Below are 19,381 nucleotides of genomic sequence, written 5' to 3'. Positions count from 1 at the left end.
CTTTTCTTCTATCCACAAGGGATTTTTCCATTTGAATGTAATTCTTTTAATTTCTCTAAACCTTCTGCAGGGGTTAAATTTTTGAATAACCATTCTTTAGTGTAAGGGATTTTTAAATAACCTTTAACGTCAATATCTTCGTATGCTTTAGCAGCTTTTTCAAAGAATTCATCTGTCGTACCAGTAAATTTTGAACCATGATAAGGTATTCCATCTTCTATAAGTTTTCTATGCAATTTTTTGTGAAGTTCTGCTGTTCCAGCTCCTTCATCTGGATACCAAGAAATCGAATTAATTTGACTTAATTCTGAAATGTCTAAAGCCTTGGCTATTGATCTCGGCATCAAATGATGTCCCATACCAGTATCCAATAAATCTGAATATAAGCCAAATTTATCTATATTGTTATTTGTATCCCTGACATATCCATACAAAGTAGGATTCCCACCAGCAAGTCCAATCGGGTCAATTTGAGTATAATTCCCTTGTTCTGGGTCGTAGTATCGGAATCGATTATAATAAAGTCCTATTTCTACATCTTCATACTGCCCTTGATAACGGAATGGAATGAAATCTTGTTCACCTGTAAATTCTTTTACTCTGCCATAAACATCAAGCTCAGCTGACCAAACCTTTTTACCTTCTTGATCATAGGCTTCGACAGGCGTTCCTAGATAATCACTAATAATACTGTAGTTACCTTCACTCGTAATTTTAGCTGAAGGGACGAACCCATCACTAAATACCCATGTAACAAGATTATCTGCCATTTCGGCGTCAGTTTGTGAAGAATTCTCAACTGAATTTTCAAATATATCTGAATCATCCCGCGAACAATACTCATGTAGAATGGTATTCCCATCCCATACGAATTGTATTGTTTTATCGTCAGAACTCTTCTTTATTCGTCTACCTAGTGAATCATACTTAAAAGTAACTTCTTTGTTATCTGGTCGGATGACTTTTGACATCATGCCATTGCCATAGTATTCGTACTTCCACGTATCACCATTCTTTTCGACCTTTTTAACGAGATTCCCTTCCTCATCATAAAAGAATGTTGCCTCTCTCGTTTCAAGCAATCTGCTTCCAGCGCCATAGACACGATCTTTTTTGTCTTTTGTTTCATACAAATTCCCGACATCGTCCACACTGCGGTATAAGAAATCAAATTGACCACCTTGATTGGACCACACGAGGTTACTGAATTCATCGTAACCATAGGTAACTCGAACACCTGTTAACTCGTTGACCGTGCTTCGTAATTGGTGATTAACATCCCAATTATAGACGCGTCTTCGTGTATCACGATTTTGACTACTTATTCGATGCTGTGTCGGTCTACCGGTCACGTCATATTGCCATTTGCTGATGACATCCCCTGGTAAGATTCTCTCAATCTCATAGCTATTTGTCATCACGTTGAGTTGTTTAAACGAATCAAAGATTAGAGGAATAAAGAATTGCTGGATAAAACATAAGAATACATTGCGAATATATTGAATTGCAAAAATTCCTTGAAAACCTTATCCAAAAGGTTAATAAATTAATAAAAAGAAGAGTAGCAATAAAATCCATATTTTATGGATTTATATGCTACTCTTTTAATTAGAGATTTTAATAATTGGAACTATATAAAATAGCCACCAAGTATTAATTTCACATCTAAAAAATTTCTTAATTTGCATAGAAGTATACAAGCTCTTCTATTATAACATCATAATAAAATCTTCCTTAGGTAACTTTAATTACTTAATTCTCCTTGTTATAAAGCTTTTAAACATTCTAGTAAATAACCTCCAACCATGAGTAACATTATAATCACCCTACTGTTGCTTTAGAAGAATATATTTATTCTATTGTTTTGCCTAACGAGAGTTAATGTGTGTTGCTACCTCATCTAATTCAATAAATTTTAACCCATTTAATTTTAGTGCAATGCATTGTTGCCTAAATTTTTCTGAACAAAATAAGTATGAACTTAATCGTAAATCCTTTAACCGAAATACATCAAAATCTGTATTTTTAAAAACAATTTTCTGATATTTTTCAACAAATGTCCCTTCAGATTTAAAAATCTTATTTTTAGGTACTTCTCTTGAAATAAATTCTGACTTCTCATAATCCACTAAAGAAATACCATCAAAATACTTAATAAAATAGTAGTTTTTGTTTTTCTTTACTTTTGACTTGCCCTTCGTATTGACTATATTTAGTTTTGCTATTACATAATCTTGTAACGATTTTGACTCAACTATTAGATTTAAAAACTGTTCTTCAACAATATGACCTAAAAAACTTTCATAATAGTCAAACTCTATTTTGCTTGTTGTAATCAGCCACAACTCTTTTGGAAATTCATCTTTGTTAAAAAAATGACGATTCCAACTATACCCCATTCCTTCGTGATACATTGTTTCATCAAAATGCTCATGTATTACCCCATCTAAGAAAATAGGTGTCGTGAGTTTGTCATTTATAATCATATATTTTTTCAAATTAATTACCCCAATCTCTTGCATTTTGGATATTTTTTCGACTGAACTGTGTCAAAATGCCCCATTGAAAGTTGATTCTTTAAATTCATTTGTAATTTTCTAACTTTTCCTCTTGCTGCCTTTTCATCAATGATTTCATTATCGAAATCTTCAGAAATAAATTTTATCTCATTTACTACATGACTGTTATATAGAGAATGATGAGTATTATGAATAAAGTTAAAGGAACTTTTTTTAAGGGTATCAGGATTACTTGGAATCATCATACCGTTAAAAGCCTCATCTCTTAATCCCCCTATGCCTATATCGTCGAAAAACGTTTTATATCGTTTCCAAACATTTGTTTGGATTACATGATGAGCCTGATATCCAGCTGTCTTACTTCCGCCCTTCTTTAAGTTACCTGCTAAGATTTGACTCGGTGCTCTTGATAATCCAAATACATCAATCCAAGTATTCGTGTCTCCAACATACCCATACAAAGTAGGATTCCCACCCGCTAGTCCAATCGGGTCTATTTGAGTATAATTCCCTTGTTCTGGGTCATAGTATCTGAATCGATTATAATACAATCCTATTTCTACATCTTCATACTGCCCTTGATAACGGAATGGAATGAAACCCTGCTCACCAGTGAATTCTTTTACTCGCCCATAAATATCAAGTTTAGCTGACCAAACCCTCTTACCTTCTTGATCATAAGCTTCGACAGGCGTTCCTAGGTAATCACTACTAATACTGTAGTTACCTTCATTCGTAATTTTAGCTGAAGGTACAAACCCATCATTAAATACCCATGTGACTAGATTATCATTTTCTAGTTCAACTGAATCATTCTCCGAACAATACTCATGTAGAATGGTATTCCCATCCCATACGAATTGTATTGTTTTATCGTCAGAACTCTTCTCTATTCGTCTACCTAGTGAATCATACTTGAAAGTAACTTCTTTCTTGTTTGGTTTGATTCAAGGCTTCTAGCAATTTTTTTCATGTCAAAAAAAACTGTCCCAGATGAAGATATAAATTTTTTTAACAAAAAAACATATGTAAAGAAAGAGCTTATGACGTCTTCTTTACATATGTTTCGGGAGCTTATAAACTAGCCTAGGATTATTTTAAAAGTCATTATTCTAAGTACATTGTGTAAAAAAAACACCTGCATCATTTTGATTATAATTTTTATTTAAAAACAAGTATCCGATCGAGTCACTTAGGCTAAAAATATCATGAAATCCTTTCGGAAAATCACCGCCATAAATTTGTAGGCAAAATTGATAATCATCAAGACCCAAGTTTTCTATTTGTAACAGAGATGGTTTATTGCCAATCAATGAACCACAGTAAATCTCTATATCATCCAAATCTTTTTCATCTACTTCTTCTAAATCTAAATTCAATTCATCCCCAAAAATGAACTCTTGTGCTGGTATTAGGAAATCTGATTCATTTCGAATATCACCAGCTTCGTGTAATAAAACTCTTGTAAACCCCTTTTTAATGTTTTTTAACTCTTCTTTATCTCCATGAAAAGTGATTAAATCTAAAAAATAATCATCTTTTTTATACGTTGAAAAAACGGATAGTAAATGTTTTTTTGGTAAATTTAAATCTAGAGTTTTATTTAGAAAATCCGTTGGCAAGCATAATACAAGTGTTAATTTATCTCCATTTGGATTTAATGGCCAATCAATATTTTCTGGCAAGAAGCTATAACCGCCAAGTCGAGGTACAATGGATTCATTTTCAACATCTTTAAAAATAATTTCAACTGACATATTTTCAACACCATCCTTATTATCTACATTTTTTACTTACAAGGTTTTTGTAAAATTTCTCTGATTCTTTCCTAAGCTCTCTTGCTCTACTTGCAGGCACTCCAGCTTTTCTCAATGCTCCTTGAGTAATATCTAATTCTCGCTTTATATTTTGATGAAATTCATTTTCTCCAAGATTATAAAGTGTAGACCTGATTTGACGTTCATGCCAATGCGCCCCTCCGACTTGTGTATGATGTGGATTATCCAATGCTATAGATGGATTTCCTCCTAGTCTCCCGTGTTTTTTTGCCAATCCTTGTTGATATAAATACTCATGTCTAATCAGTTCATGTGCCTGTAAACCATCGCCTATATTACTTTTACCATTCAAACTTCTATAAGTTCCTAATTGAAACAACTTAGCTAAACCATAGGGATCAATTTCAACTAATGGATTATTTACATACCCATAAAGTGTAGGATTATTCCCCGCAAGCCCAATCGGGTCTGGCTGTGTATAGATACCCTCAGTAGGTGAGTAGTATCGGAATCGATTATAATACAGTCCTATTTCTACATCTTCATACTGTCCTTGATACCTAAACGGAATGAAATCCTGCTCACCGGTGAATTCCATCACTCGTCCATAAATATCAAGCTGCACTAATATCAGGTTTCTAGCTGGGGTGTTTGCTAATATTTAAAAATCCCTGCCTCAGATGAAGCAGGGGAGTAAATATACGGAATATCAAAGCAAACCATTTTTTCTAGGTTCACGATGTTTTCCTAATGCTTCGGGGTCTGTACTTGTTGAAATAAATTACGAACCTTTATTCCTTGATTCAGAGGAAACATCACCATAAACAGTCATTCCACAAAAAAATAGGTAAGAAGGACTTATATTGTCTTCTTACCTATCTCTAAAATTTATCATCAGGTAAATACTATGGAGTCGGCTTTATTATCACCATGTTTCTACTTCCATTCATAATTAAATTTAAAGAAATTATGTTAAATCAACATATTTCGGACTTAACAAGCTTTCTTTCTTGATAAAATAAATAAGAATTCACTATAATATTTTATTTCTGCTCAGTTCTTACTTTTGCACCCAACGAAATAAAATAGTCAGCTAAAACTAAAGTATTTTCCCCATATCCCTCAGCTATTAGAAACCCATTACTATTTAATCGATTTCGTATTTCATCGAGTGATAGTCCTGTTTCTTTTTTTACTGCTAAGATCACTTTTGATTTATTTTCACCTGGATCATCAAGATATACATAATATTTTTTAACTTTTTCTTTAATTCGTTGCCCAATTGGTGCAAAATTTTCTTTAGATTTTGCAATAGGAAGAAATTCGCATATATTTTTAATTTCTTCATCACTTAATTTAATTTTCCACTCTTTCTCCATTAACTCATAAAAATTAGATTGATACTCTCCACTTTTATAATACCTATTATCATGTTTATCAAGCCAAACAGACAAAAAATAGTCGAACTTTTCCAGTGAGTCTACTAAGAGTTTTGGAGAAAATTCTCCTCCAACATAATCATAATAAATTGGAGTTTCAACTTCACTTATATCTGCAATCACTGGATTCCCACTCCAACTAGAGATAATGATCCAATTCTCATTCCATTTCATTATCTCTGAGATATCTCTCCAACCTTTATCTTCTCTAATAAATCTGTAACCTTCTAAAGCAACCAATAGATTTTCCATACCAATAATATAAAAGTCGTTAGTCCAATAAAACATTATGTCTTTAGATTTTGGTAAATCATTGTACCATTTCAAAAGTACTTGACTTAAAAGAGGGAGTTTAAAAATCTTTTCTAACTCTCGTTTCGTTTCTGCAGATGTTCCTAAATATCTAATCTTACTGCCATTTTCATGCTTAGAAATTGAATGAGCTAGGTACTTCATCGTTTTTTACATCTCCCTCCAATGTCGTATCTATCTATCATTGCTTGGCGATCAATTAGTCGACCAGTAGTTGCATTGGTATAACTTCCTCTATGGCCTCTCTCACCATATAAATGTTCATTATATCCTCCAACATGTTTAGCATTAGATAAAAATCTAATATTTCTTGAGTCTCCCTTCCAAGCATTCCCTAAAGCCCCGTTTTTATGATTAGTAATATGGTGCCCTGTATAACCACTCACTTTTCCGCGGCTTATTAATTCTTCTATTTCAGCTGCATTCCAAGGATGAGTTCCACTCCCTGTTTTATTGACCAATTCTTTTTCTAATTCCCAAGCCCGTTCTATTCCTTGATAATACGATCCATTTATTGGTGTTACTTTTGTCGGTTTATACATAATTAAGTTTAATTCTGATAAATCCACACCTGGTAACTTTGGGAATTTTGGGGCTAGACCAAATATATCAATTGAATTATTAGGGTTTCCGACATACCCATACAAAGTAGGATTTCCACCCGCAAGTCCAATCGGGTCTACTTGAGTATAATTCCCTTGTTCCGGATCGTAGTATCTGAATCGATTATAATACAATCCTATTTCTACATCTTCATACTGTCCTTGATAACGGAATGGAATAAGATCTTGTTCACCTGTAAATTCTTTTACTCTGCCATAAACATCAAGCTCAGCTGACCAAACCTTTTTACCTTGTTCATCAAAAGCTTCTACAGGCGTTCCAAGATAGTCACTAATAATACTGTAGTTACCTTCACTCGTAATTTTAGCTGAAGGTACGAACCCATCATTAAATACCCATGTAACAAGATTATTTGCTATTTCGTCGTCAGTCTGTGAAGAATTCTCAACTATATTTTCAAATATATTTGAATCATTCTGCGTGAAATACTCATGTAGAATAGTATTCCCATCCCACACGAATCTCATTGACTTCTCGTCAGAACTCTTCTCTATTCGTCTACCTAGTGAGTCATACTTGAAAGTAACTTCTGTCTTATCTGGTTTGATGACCTTCGACATCATGCCATTGCCATCGTACTCGTACTTCCACGTATCACCATTCTTTTCGACTTTCTCAACTAGATTTCCTTCTTCATCATAAAAGAATTTGGCATCTTTCGTTTCTAGTAATCTGCTTCCAGCGCCATAGACACGATCTTTTTTGTCTTTCGTTTCATACAAATTCCCAACATCATCGACACTGCGGTGTAAGAAGTCAAATTGACCGCCTTGATTGGACCACACGAGGTTACTGAATTCATCGTAACCATAGGTAACTTTTACACCTGTTAACTCGTTGACCATGCTTCGTAATCGATGATTGACGTCCCAATTATAGACGCGTCTTCGTGTATCGCGGTTTTGACTACTTACTCGATGGTGTGTTGGCCTACCGGTCACATCATATTGCCATTTGCTGATGACATCTCCTGGTAAGATTCTCTCAATCTCTTGCCCAAGTTCATTGTATTGCATCGCTGCTGTCCACTGTTCTTGCTCTGAACGAGAAGCTGTGATTTGCGATACATTTCCCATCACATTACGAGCGACATCGATTTTTGCACCTAAGCTACTCGTAATCTGTGAACGATTGCCTAATTCATCATAGCTACTCGCAATCCAATGGTCATTCTGCCATTCCTTGATGACTTGTCCAGCTGGATCTCGCTCCAGCTTTACGGTTACATGTTCATTGGCAGTCTCTATTAACGAACCATTTTTGTCATAGCCAAACGTTTCCCAGGTATCGTCATAATAATCTGAGCGAATGACATTTCCTAAACCATCATGCTGATACGCTGTCCAACGATTATCTGGACGAACAATCCTCTACACTAATCCTGCCTGACTTCGTTCATATGCGAGCCATAAACGCCCTAAAATAAAGGCTTCTAGCAGTTTCGGCTACCCTTGTAAAAAATTGTTTCAGATGAAGATAGAATATAAGTATATAAAAATAATTCCATCTCTTACACAAAAAAACATATGTAAAGTAAGAATTTATAACCTCTTCTTTACATATGTTTTGGTATCATAATATGTCCTTGCTTTTGTTTAATTTGAAAGACGGATTTAACTCTGCCGCTAATTCGTTGACTTTCGCTTTAATATATCCATGTTATAAAGACCAAGCAAAACTTGTTTTGATGGGTTATTGGTATCTACATTACTAGCTAAAGTAATCACTCTCACACCCTGTGTACTCGTCATACAAAAAAGGTGATAAAGTAGTTCCACATTTCGTGTACCAAAAAATCAAAGCCAACAAATACTATGCCTATTCAAGATGCCATTAAACCGCTCTTTTCGCAGGTAATTGTTCGAAATTCGTTTGACTTGAATATTTAACGATACTATTTAGTCGTTCGTGTAAATGTATTTTTCATTTCTTCACATTAAGAATATTGCCAATAGCCTTTTATGGGGTTCTCAATCGAACTTTCTAAAATCTGTGCATATAAATATAGAGCACCGAACGCAAAGGGATAACTTTTTCTTGGCTTTATTAGTGTATCTGGATATCCTTCCTCATCGACCTGGAATATAAAACTATAACCATCATCATGCAACTCCTTATAATAATACTCTTCTTCTTGAATATGCTTTGGTGTTCCCCCAAATTTGATAAGAAAACTTTCTTTAAATGATTTTTTATCACTTACAATATTAGCTTCCGAAATAAAGTGCTTTACTAAATCAGGATTGGTAAAAGTTTCAAATTTGCTCTCTTCTGTTTTAGGATGTTTAAATGTTAATAACGAACAATTTGGATACCTATTTTTAGAAATACGTTCTTCAAAATTTTCAGGAGCGAAAATGGAAATCATTTCATTTTCATCAAAAGGGTTAACTATAGACAAATAAAAATTCAACTTAGTTTCTTTATTTACCATGCCTTCCAATTCATCAAAATATACTGGTGCATTCCCTCCGATCCATCCACTACGGCTATCATTTTCACTCGCTTGAAAAATCATACACTCTTTTCGTTCTTTAAGAATTTTAAAATCTCTCATTGTAATCCCCCTTCTATTTTACATTACATGGTATAAGCCCATGTTTTTGCCCATGCTCGATAGCTGCAGTCCTAAGTTCTTTTACCTTTTCTGTCGCAAATATTTTTGCACTTGCTTTATCCATCCCTCTATTGTTTACCAGTTCATCTATAATGCCACGTCTAGTTAGCGCAGCATTCCTATTAATGTTCTGCAGTGCAGTTTGATTTTGTAATACATTTTTGCTATGCATTCCATATCTATTTTGCAAAGCACTTATTCTTTGATGAAGAGGAACTTCAGTAAGTGCAATAGCTGGATTATGCCTTGACATTGGACCTTTAAGACGTTCTACACCTTTATTATGTTTTAACCAAGCATTCTGCAATAATTCATGTGCTGTAAATCCATCATTCATGTGAAGCTTACTACCATAACGAGCAATCCCAAATTCGTTCAATAACCCTAATGGATCCGTTATTATAAGTGGATTACTTACATACCCATACAAAGTAGGGTTACTACCAGCAAGCCCAATCGGATCCTGTTGTGTATAAATCCCCTCACTTGGTGAATAATACCGAAATCTGTTATAGTAGAGCCCCGTTTCCCCATCCTCATACTGCCCTTGATATCGGAATGGTATGAAATCCTTCTCACCAGTCAATTCTTTTACATGACCATAAATATCTAGTTCACTTGACCAAATCTGCTTACCTTCCGTATCATAAGCTCCAACAGGTGTACCCAAATAATCGCTTATAATACTGTAATTACCTTCACTTGTAATTTTAGCAGAAGGAACAAATGAATCTTCATCAAATACCCAAGTTATAAGACTTCTGTCAATGTTTGCAGCGCCATGTGATGTAGTGTTAGAAGATGCATTCGAAGCACCATCTTCACAAGTATAGCTACCTTCAACCCACTCATGTAGAATTGTATTCCCTTCCCACACAAAATTAGTAGCCCTACCTTCACAACTCTTCTCTATTCGTCTACCTAGTGAGTCATACTTGAAAGTAACTTCTGTCTTGTCTGGTTTGATGACCTTTGACATCGTCCCATTGCCATAATACTCGTAATTCCATGTACCACCATTCTTCTCAATCTTCTGAACAAGATTACCTTCATCATCATAAGAGAATGTTGCCTCTTTCGTTTCAAGCAATCTGCTGCCGGCACCATAGACACGATCTGTCTTTTCTTTCGTTTCATACAAATTCCCGACATCATCAACACTGCGATATAAGAAATCAAATTGACGACTGTCTTGATTGGCCCAGACGAGGTTACTGAATTCATCGTAACCATAGGTAACTCGAACACCTGTTAACTCGTTGACCGTGCTTCGTAATCGATGATTGACATCCCAATTATAGACGCGTCTTCGTGTATCACGCTTTTGACTACTTACTCGATGATTTGTCGGTCTACCGGTCACGTCATATTGCCATTTGCTGATGACATCTCCTGGTAGGATTCTCTCAATCTCTTGACCAAGTTCATTGTATTGCATCGCTGCTGTCCACTGTTCTTGCTCTGAACGAGAAGCTGTGATTTGCGATACATTTCCCATCACATTACGAGCGACATCGATTTTTGCACCTAAGCTACTCGTAATCTGTGAACGATTGCCTAATTCATCATAGCTACTCGCAATCCAATGGTCATTCTGCCATTCCTTGATCACTTGTCCAGATGGATCTCGCTCCAGCTTTACGGTTACATGCTCATTGGCAGTCTCTATTAACGAACCATTTTTGTCATAGCCAAACGTCTCCCAGGTATCGTCAAAATAATCTGAGCGAATGACATTCCCTAGATTGTCATGCTGATACGCTGTCCAACGATTATCTGGACGAACAATCCTCTGCACTAATCCTGCCTGACTTCGCTCATACGTTTTGGTTAGCTCATCAAAGCTGATTTCCTTGATGATATTGCCTTTCGTATCACGTTCAAACTGATACGTTTCGCCTTTTTCATTGATGACAGCGGTTAACTGCTCCTCTGTATCATAGTTGAATTTGACGTTCTTGCCACCTTGTTCTCGAGCCTTCAAACTGCCAAGAATAGTGTAATCAAAGGCTACTTGCGTATGGTTATCTTTCGCAAAAACAATATCGTCATAGGCATTGTACTTTAATTGTACGTCGTTACCGTCTGAAAGATTGGCCCGAACAAGGCGATTCAAGTTATCATAACGGAATTTCTCTGTGGCCCCTAACGGATTGGTCGTTGTTGTGCAATTACCACGATAGTCATACGCCCATGTCGAACTTGTCCCGTCTGGCAATGTCACTTGACATAAGTTTAGATCAGTATCATAAGCTAAGCTTACCACATGACCTTGCGCATTCGTTACCGTTTCAATTAAATGATGCTCATTATAGGAGAATTCCGTTTTCGTGCCATCATCTAAAATATTTGCCTGTAATGTCCCATCTTCATTATAAATCCACTGATTACTTCCACCCTCTGCGCTAACAGCTTGAATCAGCCTATCCTTGTCATCATACTGTGAGGATAAGGTACTGCCATCTGCACGCGTAATCGTCACTGGATTTGCCCACTCATCATAGCTAAATGTCGTCACATGACCATCTTCATCTACTGCTTGGAGTAATTCAAAGTCCTCATTATATTCATAACTGACTTCACTACCATCTGGATGAACGATTTTCGTACAGAGGTTATCTTCGTTAAAATAGTAAGTACTCTTATGGCCTAAGCTATTCGTAATTTCGTTATAGCCTTCATGATACGAAAGCTCACCTGCAAGGACATTGCCATCTCCCCATGTTTTGATTACTCGTGCACCTGTAGTGGACCCATCATAGCGCCAGAAGAAGGTATTTTTATTTCGATCCGTTTTTTGCATCATTAAGTGATTGTTATATTTTATATGCGTACTTTGCCCTAATGCATCTTGGATTTCAACTAAATCTTGTCCATCATTGTAAATATATCGGACCAAAACTTCACGACTCATCTGATTACGTAAGGCGACTTCTGTCATTCTGCCTGCCTCATTGGTCGTAACCTCGAGCACTCTACCAACACTGTCGGTTACTTGGGATAAGAAGCCTTTAAGGTTATACGCAAATTGAATATGATGGTCTTGCTCATTTCTTACTTCTTTTAATCGGTATTTCGTCTCTGTTGTTTGTTCAAATACATAAATCAATCGTGTATCATGCTCAAACAAATGATACTCCTCACCTGTATTTGTCAGGGTCATTCTATCTTTTTTATTAAAATATGACAAATTTATTGGTAAAATCGGAAAGCCAACTGCGCGACCATCTGTCACCACAATCCCAATCAGGTCTTCTTCTTCAAATATCTCTAAGGCTAGATCGTATGTAAAGTGCATACCATGACCTGACAAGCCCACCCGACTACTATCACTGTACCAAGCACGTTCCCATGATAGGGGGATCGGTCCAGGTAGTTCGAAGTCGACACCTTCATATATCATACGCCCTGTGATTAAATCAACGGGTTCAAAACCTTTTTTACAGAATTTATCACTTAACCCTTTTGTACAATTAAATTTCTTTAATACCCCATGATTAAATTTCGTTAGCTCCGTTTTCGCCATAGCTTTCATTCCGTCTACTGCCTTCGAAACAGCTAGCACTTCATCCATCGAGGAGATGACTTTATCTGCTGCAGTCTTCACGCTCTTAGATCCTTTGTTGGCTAGCCCCGTTACTGTATCTAGCGTTTTAGAAACTTTCGTATAAGCTGCTTTCATCCCTTTTACTGCTTTTGATGCATCCACTACCTTATCCGCAGCTTTTGCGGTTGTAATGGCTGCATCTCCGACTTTTGCCGCTTTACTGGCCTTATAGGCTGTTTTTGCTGCATCACCAACTACTGGGACTGCACCTACTATGTTCATAGCTGCCCCCATGTAATCTCCTCTTGCCAAGCTAATTCCTGCATTCGCAATATCTGCAAATGTACCGATGACAGGAATAAACCCAGCGACATCCAGTGCTAAACTTACGCCATCTACTAAACTACTAAACCAGCCTTTCTTCTCTTTCTTCTCTTCTGCCTTTTGCGGGAAAATTAAGTCGACTTTCGACGTAGCTTCGATTGCTTCTTCATTTAACTTCGGTGGTTGACTTTGCTTCTCCGTACCTTCTTGCTCAATGAGCGTACTAATTAACTGTGTGTCAGCTGCAAGAATCACATGACTTTGCTCCTGCGCTGATACAGCAATCCATTCTTCCGCCTCCACAGATAGCTCTTTCATTCCACTAATTTCGAGTGTTTCATCTGCCGCTAGCATGATGGTACTGTTGCTAAGAAATGTTATGCCTTCTCCATCATCCATTTTTAAATCCAATACCCCATCTACTGCACTAAAGGTAATATCTCCAACACCTAATGTCATGTCTTTCCCAGCATTGGTTGCCAATGACTTAACGGTAGAATCCGCCATTTTCTTCGTTGCCTTTTGCCCACCCTCTGGTGTGACTGGATCAACACGCACCGAGCTGATGACGATGGCCTCTTCTTCAACTGCACTCGGAAAATGCAATTGAGCACGTGCACCTATTTGGGGCATTAAATACATAACGCCATTGGCATCTGCTGAATAAGCAAACCAATGTGCTTTTTCTTTACCCTGGTTTTTATCTATATCTAAATGAATTTTGACTGTGTTCTGCGTGACATCAATGATCTTTCCTGTAAATGCTGCACCAATGAGATCTAAATTGCGTACCAATCGCTGACGAATACTTTTCTCTGGTTGGGCAGTATATTGAAACTTCAACACACCCCCATCAAGATGGGTTTCCCTAGCCGTTACGACATAGGATCTTCCCTTGAATTGCACCAACGTGCCCAATTCATGAGCTTCCGTACTTTCAAACTCACAAAAAGTATAATCGGCTTCGCTCACATCCGTACCATCGTTTTCAGTAATCAACCGGTACGCATCGACATCCATACGTAATACAGAAGGTAGATGGTCGATGGTTACGCTTTTCCTACTTTGAGGTGTACCAAGCCAGAATCGAGCACCCTTTCCTTTTAAATCAGGAAAAACAACCGCGTGCAAACGGGAGGCCATTCTTTTAATAAATGCCCAATCTGTTTCTAAGTATTGAATCGAAATACTATCCATGGCTTGACCGTTAGAAGCCTGGTCGATGTAATCCCCATTAGGATAGGCTCTCACGATGTTATTGATTAACTGCACATACGTCATATTGATATCTTGAAAAGAACGTGAGCGCTTTTCAATATCCATATTTGCCGTAAACGATACAGCCTCAACTGAGACATAATGCACGCCTTGTGATGCCTGTAACTCCGCATTTTCAATTCTTCCTGAGAATAATATGTCTTTCGCTCGCCCAAATCTCACTACAACTTCATCTGTATGACTGACCCGCTGAATATATTTTTGCGCTTGCTCTTCAGCAATCATTCCTGTAAAGTACAATTTCGCATGGTCATTGCCCTTATGTTTGATTGTTAGTTTATCTAAATGGATAAGTGGATAAGGCCATTCGAGCACAAGATCTTCATACGTACTAATCATATGTACTTTATTTTCTTCTAGCGATTTCATTACTTGCCTCCTTTCTATGAACCACTTCTTTTTAAAAACCTTGTATCGGTATTTCTAATTCCTCTTGCCCGTCATGAACAATATCGATTTTGCCTCCACCTGCTGAGCATTGAGTATGACAGCGGTTTAATAACGCTTGCTTGCCTTCGACATTGACATTTTCCATCCCTTCCAACCAATCAATGGAACATACTGGCGTACACGGTTTTTTCAACTGTAAGCACACGCCAAAGGTTGGGATATTTTCAGGGTTTCGATCCCCTACATTCATCACGGCCTTCCCTTTGATATATACGCCATGATCTTGCGGTAAGTTTAAATAATTAAGATGGCTACCATGCTCACAGGAAATAATTGCCCCATGTACCACATAACTAAATTGCTCCTGTTCCGTACTTTCTGTCTCCAAATTTTCCACAACTTGAGCCATTAGACATACTTCCTTTCGTATTCGTTTGTGGTTAAATATCGCTTCAACACTGTCCAAAACTACCTGCAACAGTGTTTTGGAATGATTTATTAGAATTATTTATCGTCTTTCTAGTCTTACTCGCTGCAACTGGATCCCGAGAAAGGGTCTTCGCAACATACTTTCTGCCACATCTAAATTGACTATGGTGAAAGATTCCTTTTTGCTATCGACTTGAAAAATACAATCCAGTTCCACTTTCTTAGGGTCGATCACGAGCTCCTTCATTTGTCCGTCTGGATAATAAGTCGTCTCATGGGAAATACAGTTCTTCTTCACAATGTCCATAAGCCAATATACGCGCTGTGTCCCTTTCTTCACATCCGTAAACACTATGGCAGTAAAATCTAAGTTATCCTCGTATTTCGCTAACAACGCTTTCAAATCATCCGACACAATTCTTCGAGGCTTGTCCAAATAATCCAGATATAGCGCATTCTCTTTCTCTACCACTTCCCCGAATACAGATGAACAGACAAAGTTATCATCGAGGTCTGTCTTCAAAGGAATGATTGGATTTGTAATACTTTGATCTTGTCGAACAATAAAATACTCCATCTTTTCCTCCTGTAACCATCATTGCTGTATCTCATAACTTTTGCACATAAGATCAAAGTTAATGAATCCAATGAATGTCTTCTATCTGGTCTGGGCTAAATAGACATTTCTCTTGATCGCGTTTAAAAAAGGTGGCCCCTTTTAAATTGGCACCTGTAAAATTGGCACCTGCGATCTGCGCAAACTCAAACCTTGCATTTTCCAAATTCGCATTACTGAAATCAGTACCTAGGTAACACGCAACTTCATCATCGGAAAGCATCAGCGTTTTTCCCTGTGCATGGGTAAAATCAGCGCCTGCTAAATTGGCATTTCGAAAATCAGCATCTTGAATGACTGCATAAGAAAAATCAACATGCACTAACCTACAATCTACAAAACTAGTACCCATGCAAACACTTCGTTTCAATGAAGCACCTTCTAAATCACTGCCATTGAAATTGGCATAGGAAAAGTCTATTTGATTGAAATGTTTCTGCTGTAATTGAAGGTTTGAGAAATTTTCAAACGTATACGATTTGTCCGTCTCTTCTTTCTCTAACCATGCGAGAAGATTTTTTTCCACCCGTTCCCGTTCATCAATGACCGCAACATCTTCACTAAACCCTTTATATTCACCGACACGAAATCGTAAGCACACTGTTCGTTGAAAATCTATTTCGGGCACGCATTCTTGTTGATAGCGAAAAAGGTAGCGTACCAATTGAATGATATACTGATGAAACAGGGTCACTGTCTGTTGAATGATCCCTCGAATATCAGCTGCTTGGATGGAGAGATATGGCTTTCTTTCTTTTTCAAGCGTTTTTTGTAAATCTATAATCGCCTCACTAAGCCATTCTGCTTCATACTGTGCCGTGCATTCTACCCAATCGTAGTACCATGTTTCTCCATATGCTTCTAGCAAATATGTACACTTGTTTTCTAGTAATGATGTTCGCAATAATGAAAAGTGTATAAAGCCAACTGGCGCTATCTTTTCCTGTTCTTGCTGATCTCTAATATTCGCAAACAGCTGTTCAAGTGCGTCAATGATTGGTTGTAGCAATTTTTCCTTCTCTTGGCGAAACTGTCGATCAACCTTCTCCTGCAACCGGCTGACATGAACTGACACGCATTCATCCATAAAATGCTGTAATGCTTCTTCTCGTTTCATGCATCCACATCCTCACTAATTTGCTCGTACTTCTGTTCCTTTAATCTCCATTTTGTCTTCCATCTTGATTGAATTGTCTTTACAAGTCATCTCAATTTTCTCAGTCGCATTAATCATTATTTGTTTTGCATTGATGACGACTTTCTCTGCTGCTTGTAAGTTAATATTTTTATCACTTATTATTGAAATTCCATTATCATCCATCAGTGAAATCATTAACCCTCCACCAGATATGACAATCCGATCAGGTGCAAGTAGAATTTGTTTACCATGCTTGGTTCTGAGTGTTTTTACATCTGGATCGGCCATCCGCGCTGGATCTTGGCGACCATCCTCCGATGGTGCAGCACTTGATTGACCGCCGGCACCTTGACTGGCTGGATTACTTTTTGCTAACATCGCACCAGATTGTGGAGGCGCTTTTGATACAGAACTAATCGCAATCCCTGCATCCTCACGATTGCTTGGGAAGTAGATTCTAACATTATCAGATAACTCTGGCATAAAATACCATCCCGTATTATCTTCTGATGCATAGATCGTTGAATATGGAAACCAATAGGCCGTATCCTTTTCTTGACCCTCATCGAAATCGACATGAATGCGAATTTTGTCACCTGCAACATCAATTACTTTTCCTTGAATGGAAGCACCAATAATGGCTTGATTATAAGTAGTGTGGACACTGAAACCGTTCTGAGGTGTTAATGTATAGATATGCTTGAATAAACCATCTTTTAGCGTCGAGAAGATTTTATAGACATACAATTTTTTTGATTGGAAAGTAACTTCATTGCCTATTTTGAATAGTTGAATCGATTCTACTTCATAGTACATGTAGTCACTATCGGTAATACTGTCGAGGTGATTTTTACTGGAGACAAGGAAGTTGCCAATCGCTTTTTTGACTCGATAATTAATGGCATCCATTTTCTGCTTGTTCCCAGCTTGAAATGGTACACCGAAGTAAAACTTTGCAGCCGAGTGAACAGTGTCTGGCACCAAGCCTGTATGAAATCGTGATGCCATTCGTTTAAGAAACTCCCAATCTGTCTCTAAATATTGCATCGTGAAGCTACCAAGACTAGCGCCATTTGTGACATAATCCATGAAATCTGCACCTTTTTGATCGGCAATACATACATCTATTAATTCACTATAGGGCATACTCGCATTTTGATAGGTTTGGTTTTTCTTCTTAACATCTAACACATACGTATGCGAAACGGCTTTAACCTCCAAATAATATGTGCCCATAACTAATTTCACTTGCACATCTAACGCTAGCCCATTAAAAATAGGAATAGTTTGTCCATCACTGCCGATTTGCGATACTTCAATAGCCGTTTCTGCATCTGTCATATAAACATAAGAATCTTCGAGCTCATCTGGAATCACACCCGTTAAATGCAATGTAGCATGCTCATTCATTTGTTGAGTAATTTCGATTTGATTGACGCGAATATTATAGGGCATCACAATCATATCTTTATACGTTAAGGCTGTTTCCTTTTTCATCCGATCCATCAAACAACACCTTCTCCATCTAATAATTTGTTTTCAACCGAGATAGATTCCATCATGCCGTAAGCAATGGGTTTCCAAATATTCATCTCTTTCTGCAAACAATTAATCGAGCTCATCGTCACATTCTCGCCTACCCTAAACAAAAACATTAAATTATAAATCTTGTTATCTAGTGCGGGCATGATGAAATCAAAGTAACCAATTTGTACACCGTTAACTTCATTCATGTCGATATCCAACATTTTTGCAGTTGGTTGCGTTTTTTGAAGGATATTCATCATGGTCTGTGTGAAATCTTCCAATTCTTCTGCTTTTATCTGTTGTTCCATGATTTTCATCGTGACGTTGATTGACGTACTTTCACTTGTATAGATATAATCAGGTCTACGACTTGATGGATATTTAATATCCATTAATTCAGGTTCCATCACGTCAAATGTTGCAGGAATGCACATCCGGATTTGATCCTCATAAAAACTAATATCTGTAAACTCAATCGTTTCATCTTCGATCATTAGCTGACCATCTTTAATCGCTTTACCAATATCAGTATGTAATAATTGTTTTTCGATGTTCTCCATTCGTTTCTTTTGCCTTGCATGTTTCGTCATTTCGATAACTTCTTCATCCATGAAATCCATTTGTTCACGCTCCTTTATTTCGATTCATTTCTATCTATTCGCTCTATCTCACAACCTAGTATTTTCTTGCTTCCCTAGCTTTGTCATCGCTCACTCGTCAGCAATTAATTGATGCTTTTTGTCATTATTTTATTTTTGTAATAATATCCCAAATCTGATTACATATATGGTAATCACATCATTAATTGGTTATTTTTATCTGTAAATATGCTAATAAACCATA

14 protein-coding genes are annotated in these 19,381 nt (G+C 37.0%); all 14 read right to left on the bottom strand.

Features of this window, described 5'->3' with window-relative positions:
- Window positions 1-8 precede the first annotated feature (8 nt).
- Window positions 9-1,418, bottom strand: coding sequence for an RHS repeat domain-containing protein (locus ACOMCU_RS18530; protein WP_421050994.1), 1,410 nt, complete (start codon window positions 1,416-1,418; stop codon window positions 9-11).
- Between the two features lie 450 nt (window positions 1,419-1,868).
- Entirely contained in the window at window positions 1,869-2,498 is a 630-nt protein-coding gene (locus ACOMCU_RS18525; protein WP_421050993.1) for an Imm43 family immunity protein, read from the bottom strand.
- 5 nt (window positions 2,499-2,503) lie between these two features.
- A complete protein-coding gene (locus ACOMCU_RS18520) occupies window positions 2,504-3,235 on the bottom strand; it encodes an RHS repeat-associated core domain-containing protein (protein WP_421051020.1) in 732 nt (243 codons plus the stop codon).
- A gap of 396 nt (window positions 3,236-3,631) precedes the next feature.
- The gene (locus ACOMCU_RS18515) at window positions 3,632-4,276 is read right to left on the bottom strand and encodes a DUF1963 domain-containing protein (protein ID WP_421050992.1); all 645 of its coding nucleotides are present in this window, start codon (window positions 4,274-4,276) and stop codon (window positions 3,632-3,634) included.
- Between the two features lie 19 nt (window positions 4,277-4,295).
- Window positions 4,296-4,922: an RHS repeat-associated core domain-containing protein gene (locus ACOMCU_RS18510; RefSeq protein WP_421050991.1), complete on the bottom strand. Its 627-nt coding sequence runs from the start codon at window positions 4,920-4,922 to the stop codon at window positions 4,296-4,298.
- A gap of 418 nt (window positions 4,923-5,340) precedes the next feature.
- Window positions 5,341-6,192, bottom strand: coding sequence for a hypothetical protein (locus ACOMCU_RS18505; protein ID WP_421050989.1), 852 nt, complete (start codon window positions 6,190-6,192; stop codon window positions 5,341-5,343).
- Window positions 6,189-7,748: an RHS repeat-associated core domain-containing protein gene (locus ACOMCU_RS18500; protein WP_421051019.1), complete on the bottom strand. Its 1,560-nt coding sequence runs from the start codon at window positions 7,746-7,748 to the stop codon at window positions 6,189-6,191. The genes ACOMCU_RS18505 and ACOMCU_RS18500 overlap by 4 nt, the downstream gene beginning before the upstream one ends.
- Window positions 7,749-8,608: 860 nt before the next feature.
- Window positions 8,609-9,229 carry a hypothetical protein gene (locus tag ACOMCU_RS18495; protein WP_010861493.1) on the bottom strand — a complete coding sequence of 207 codons (621 nt, stop codon included), beginning with the start codon at window positions 9,227-9,229 and terminating at the stop codon, window positions 8,609-8,611.
- 13 nt (window positions 9,230-9,242) lie between these two features.
- Window positions 9,243-14,807 (bottom strand): DUF6531 domain-containing protein, encoded by a 5,565-nt coding sequence (locus ACOMCU_RS18490; RefSeq protein WP_421050988.1) that lies wholly within the window; start codon window positions 14,805-14,807, stop codon window positions 9,243-9,245.
- Window positions 14,808-14,838: 31 nt separating this feature from the next.
- Window positions 14,839-15,237, bottom strand: coding sequence for a DUF4280 domain-containing protein (locus ACOMCU_RS18485; protein WP_010857170.1), 399 nt, complete (start codon window positions 15,235-15,237; stop codon window positions 14,839-14,841).
- Window positions 15,238-15,336: 99 nt separating this feature from the next.
- Window positions 15,337-15,834, bottom strand: coding sequence for a hypothetical protein (locus ACOMCU_RS18480; RefSeq protein WP_010857169.1), 498 nt, complete (start codon window positions 15,832-15,834; stop codon window positions 15,337-15,339).
- A 58-nt stretch (window positions 15,835-15,892) separates the two neighbouring features.
- Window positions 15,893-16,990: a pentapeptide repeat-containing protein gene (locus ACOMCU_RS18475; RefSeq protein ID WP_010857168.1), complete on the bottom strand. Its 1,098-nt coding sequence runs from the start codon at window positions 16,988-16,990 to the stop codon at window positions 15,893-15,895.
- A gap of 15 nt (window positions 16,991-17,005) precedes the next feature.
- The gene (locus ACOMCU_RS18470) at window positions 17,006-18,517 is read right to left on the bottom strand and encodes a phage baseplate assembly protein V (RefSeq protein ID WP_010857167.1); all 1,512 of its coding nucleotides are present in this window, start codon (window positions 18,515-18,517) and stop codon (window positions 17,006-17,008) included.
- The gene (locus ACOMCU_RS18465; protein ID WP_010857166.1) at window positions 18,517-19,158 is read right to left on the bottom strand and encodes a hypothetical protein; all 642 of its coding nucleotides are present in this window, start codon (window positions 19,156-19,158) and stop codon (window positions 18,517-18,519) included. The genes ACOMCU_RS18470 and ACOMCU_RS18465 overlap by 1 nt, the downstream gene beginning before the upstream one ends.
- Window positions 19,159-19,381 lie beyond the last annotated feature (223 nt).

Origin of the sequence: Lysinibacillus sp. UGB7 (assembly GCF_049058285.1) — a bacterium.
Taxonomy (GTDB): domain Bacteria; phylum Bacillota; class Bacilli; order Bacillales_A; family Planococcaceae; genus Lysinibacillus; species Lysinibacillus sphaericus_B.
This window is presented reverse-complemented; position numbering and strand designations above follow the sequence as displayed.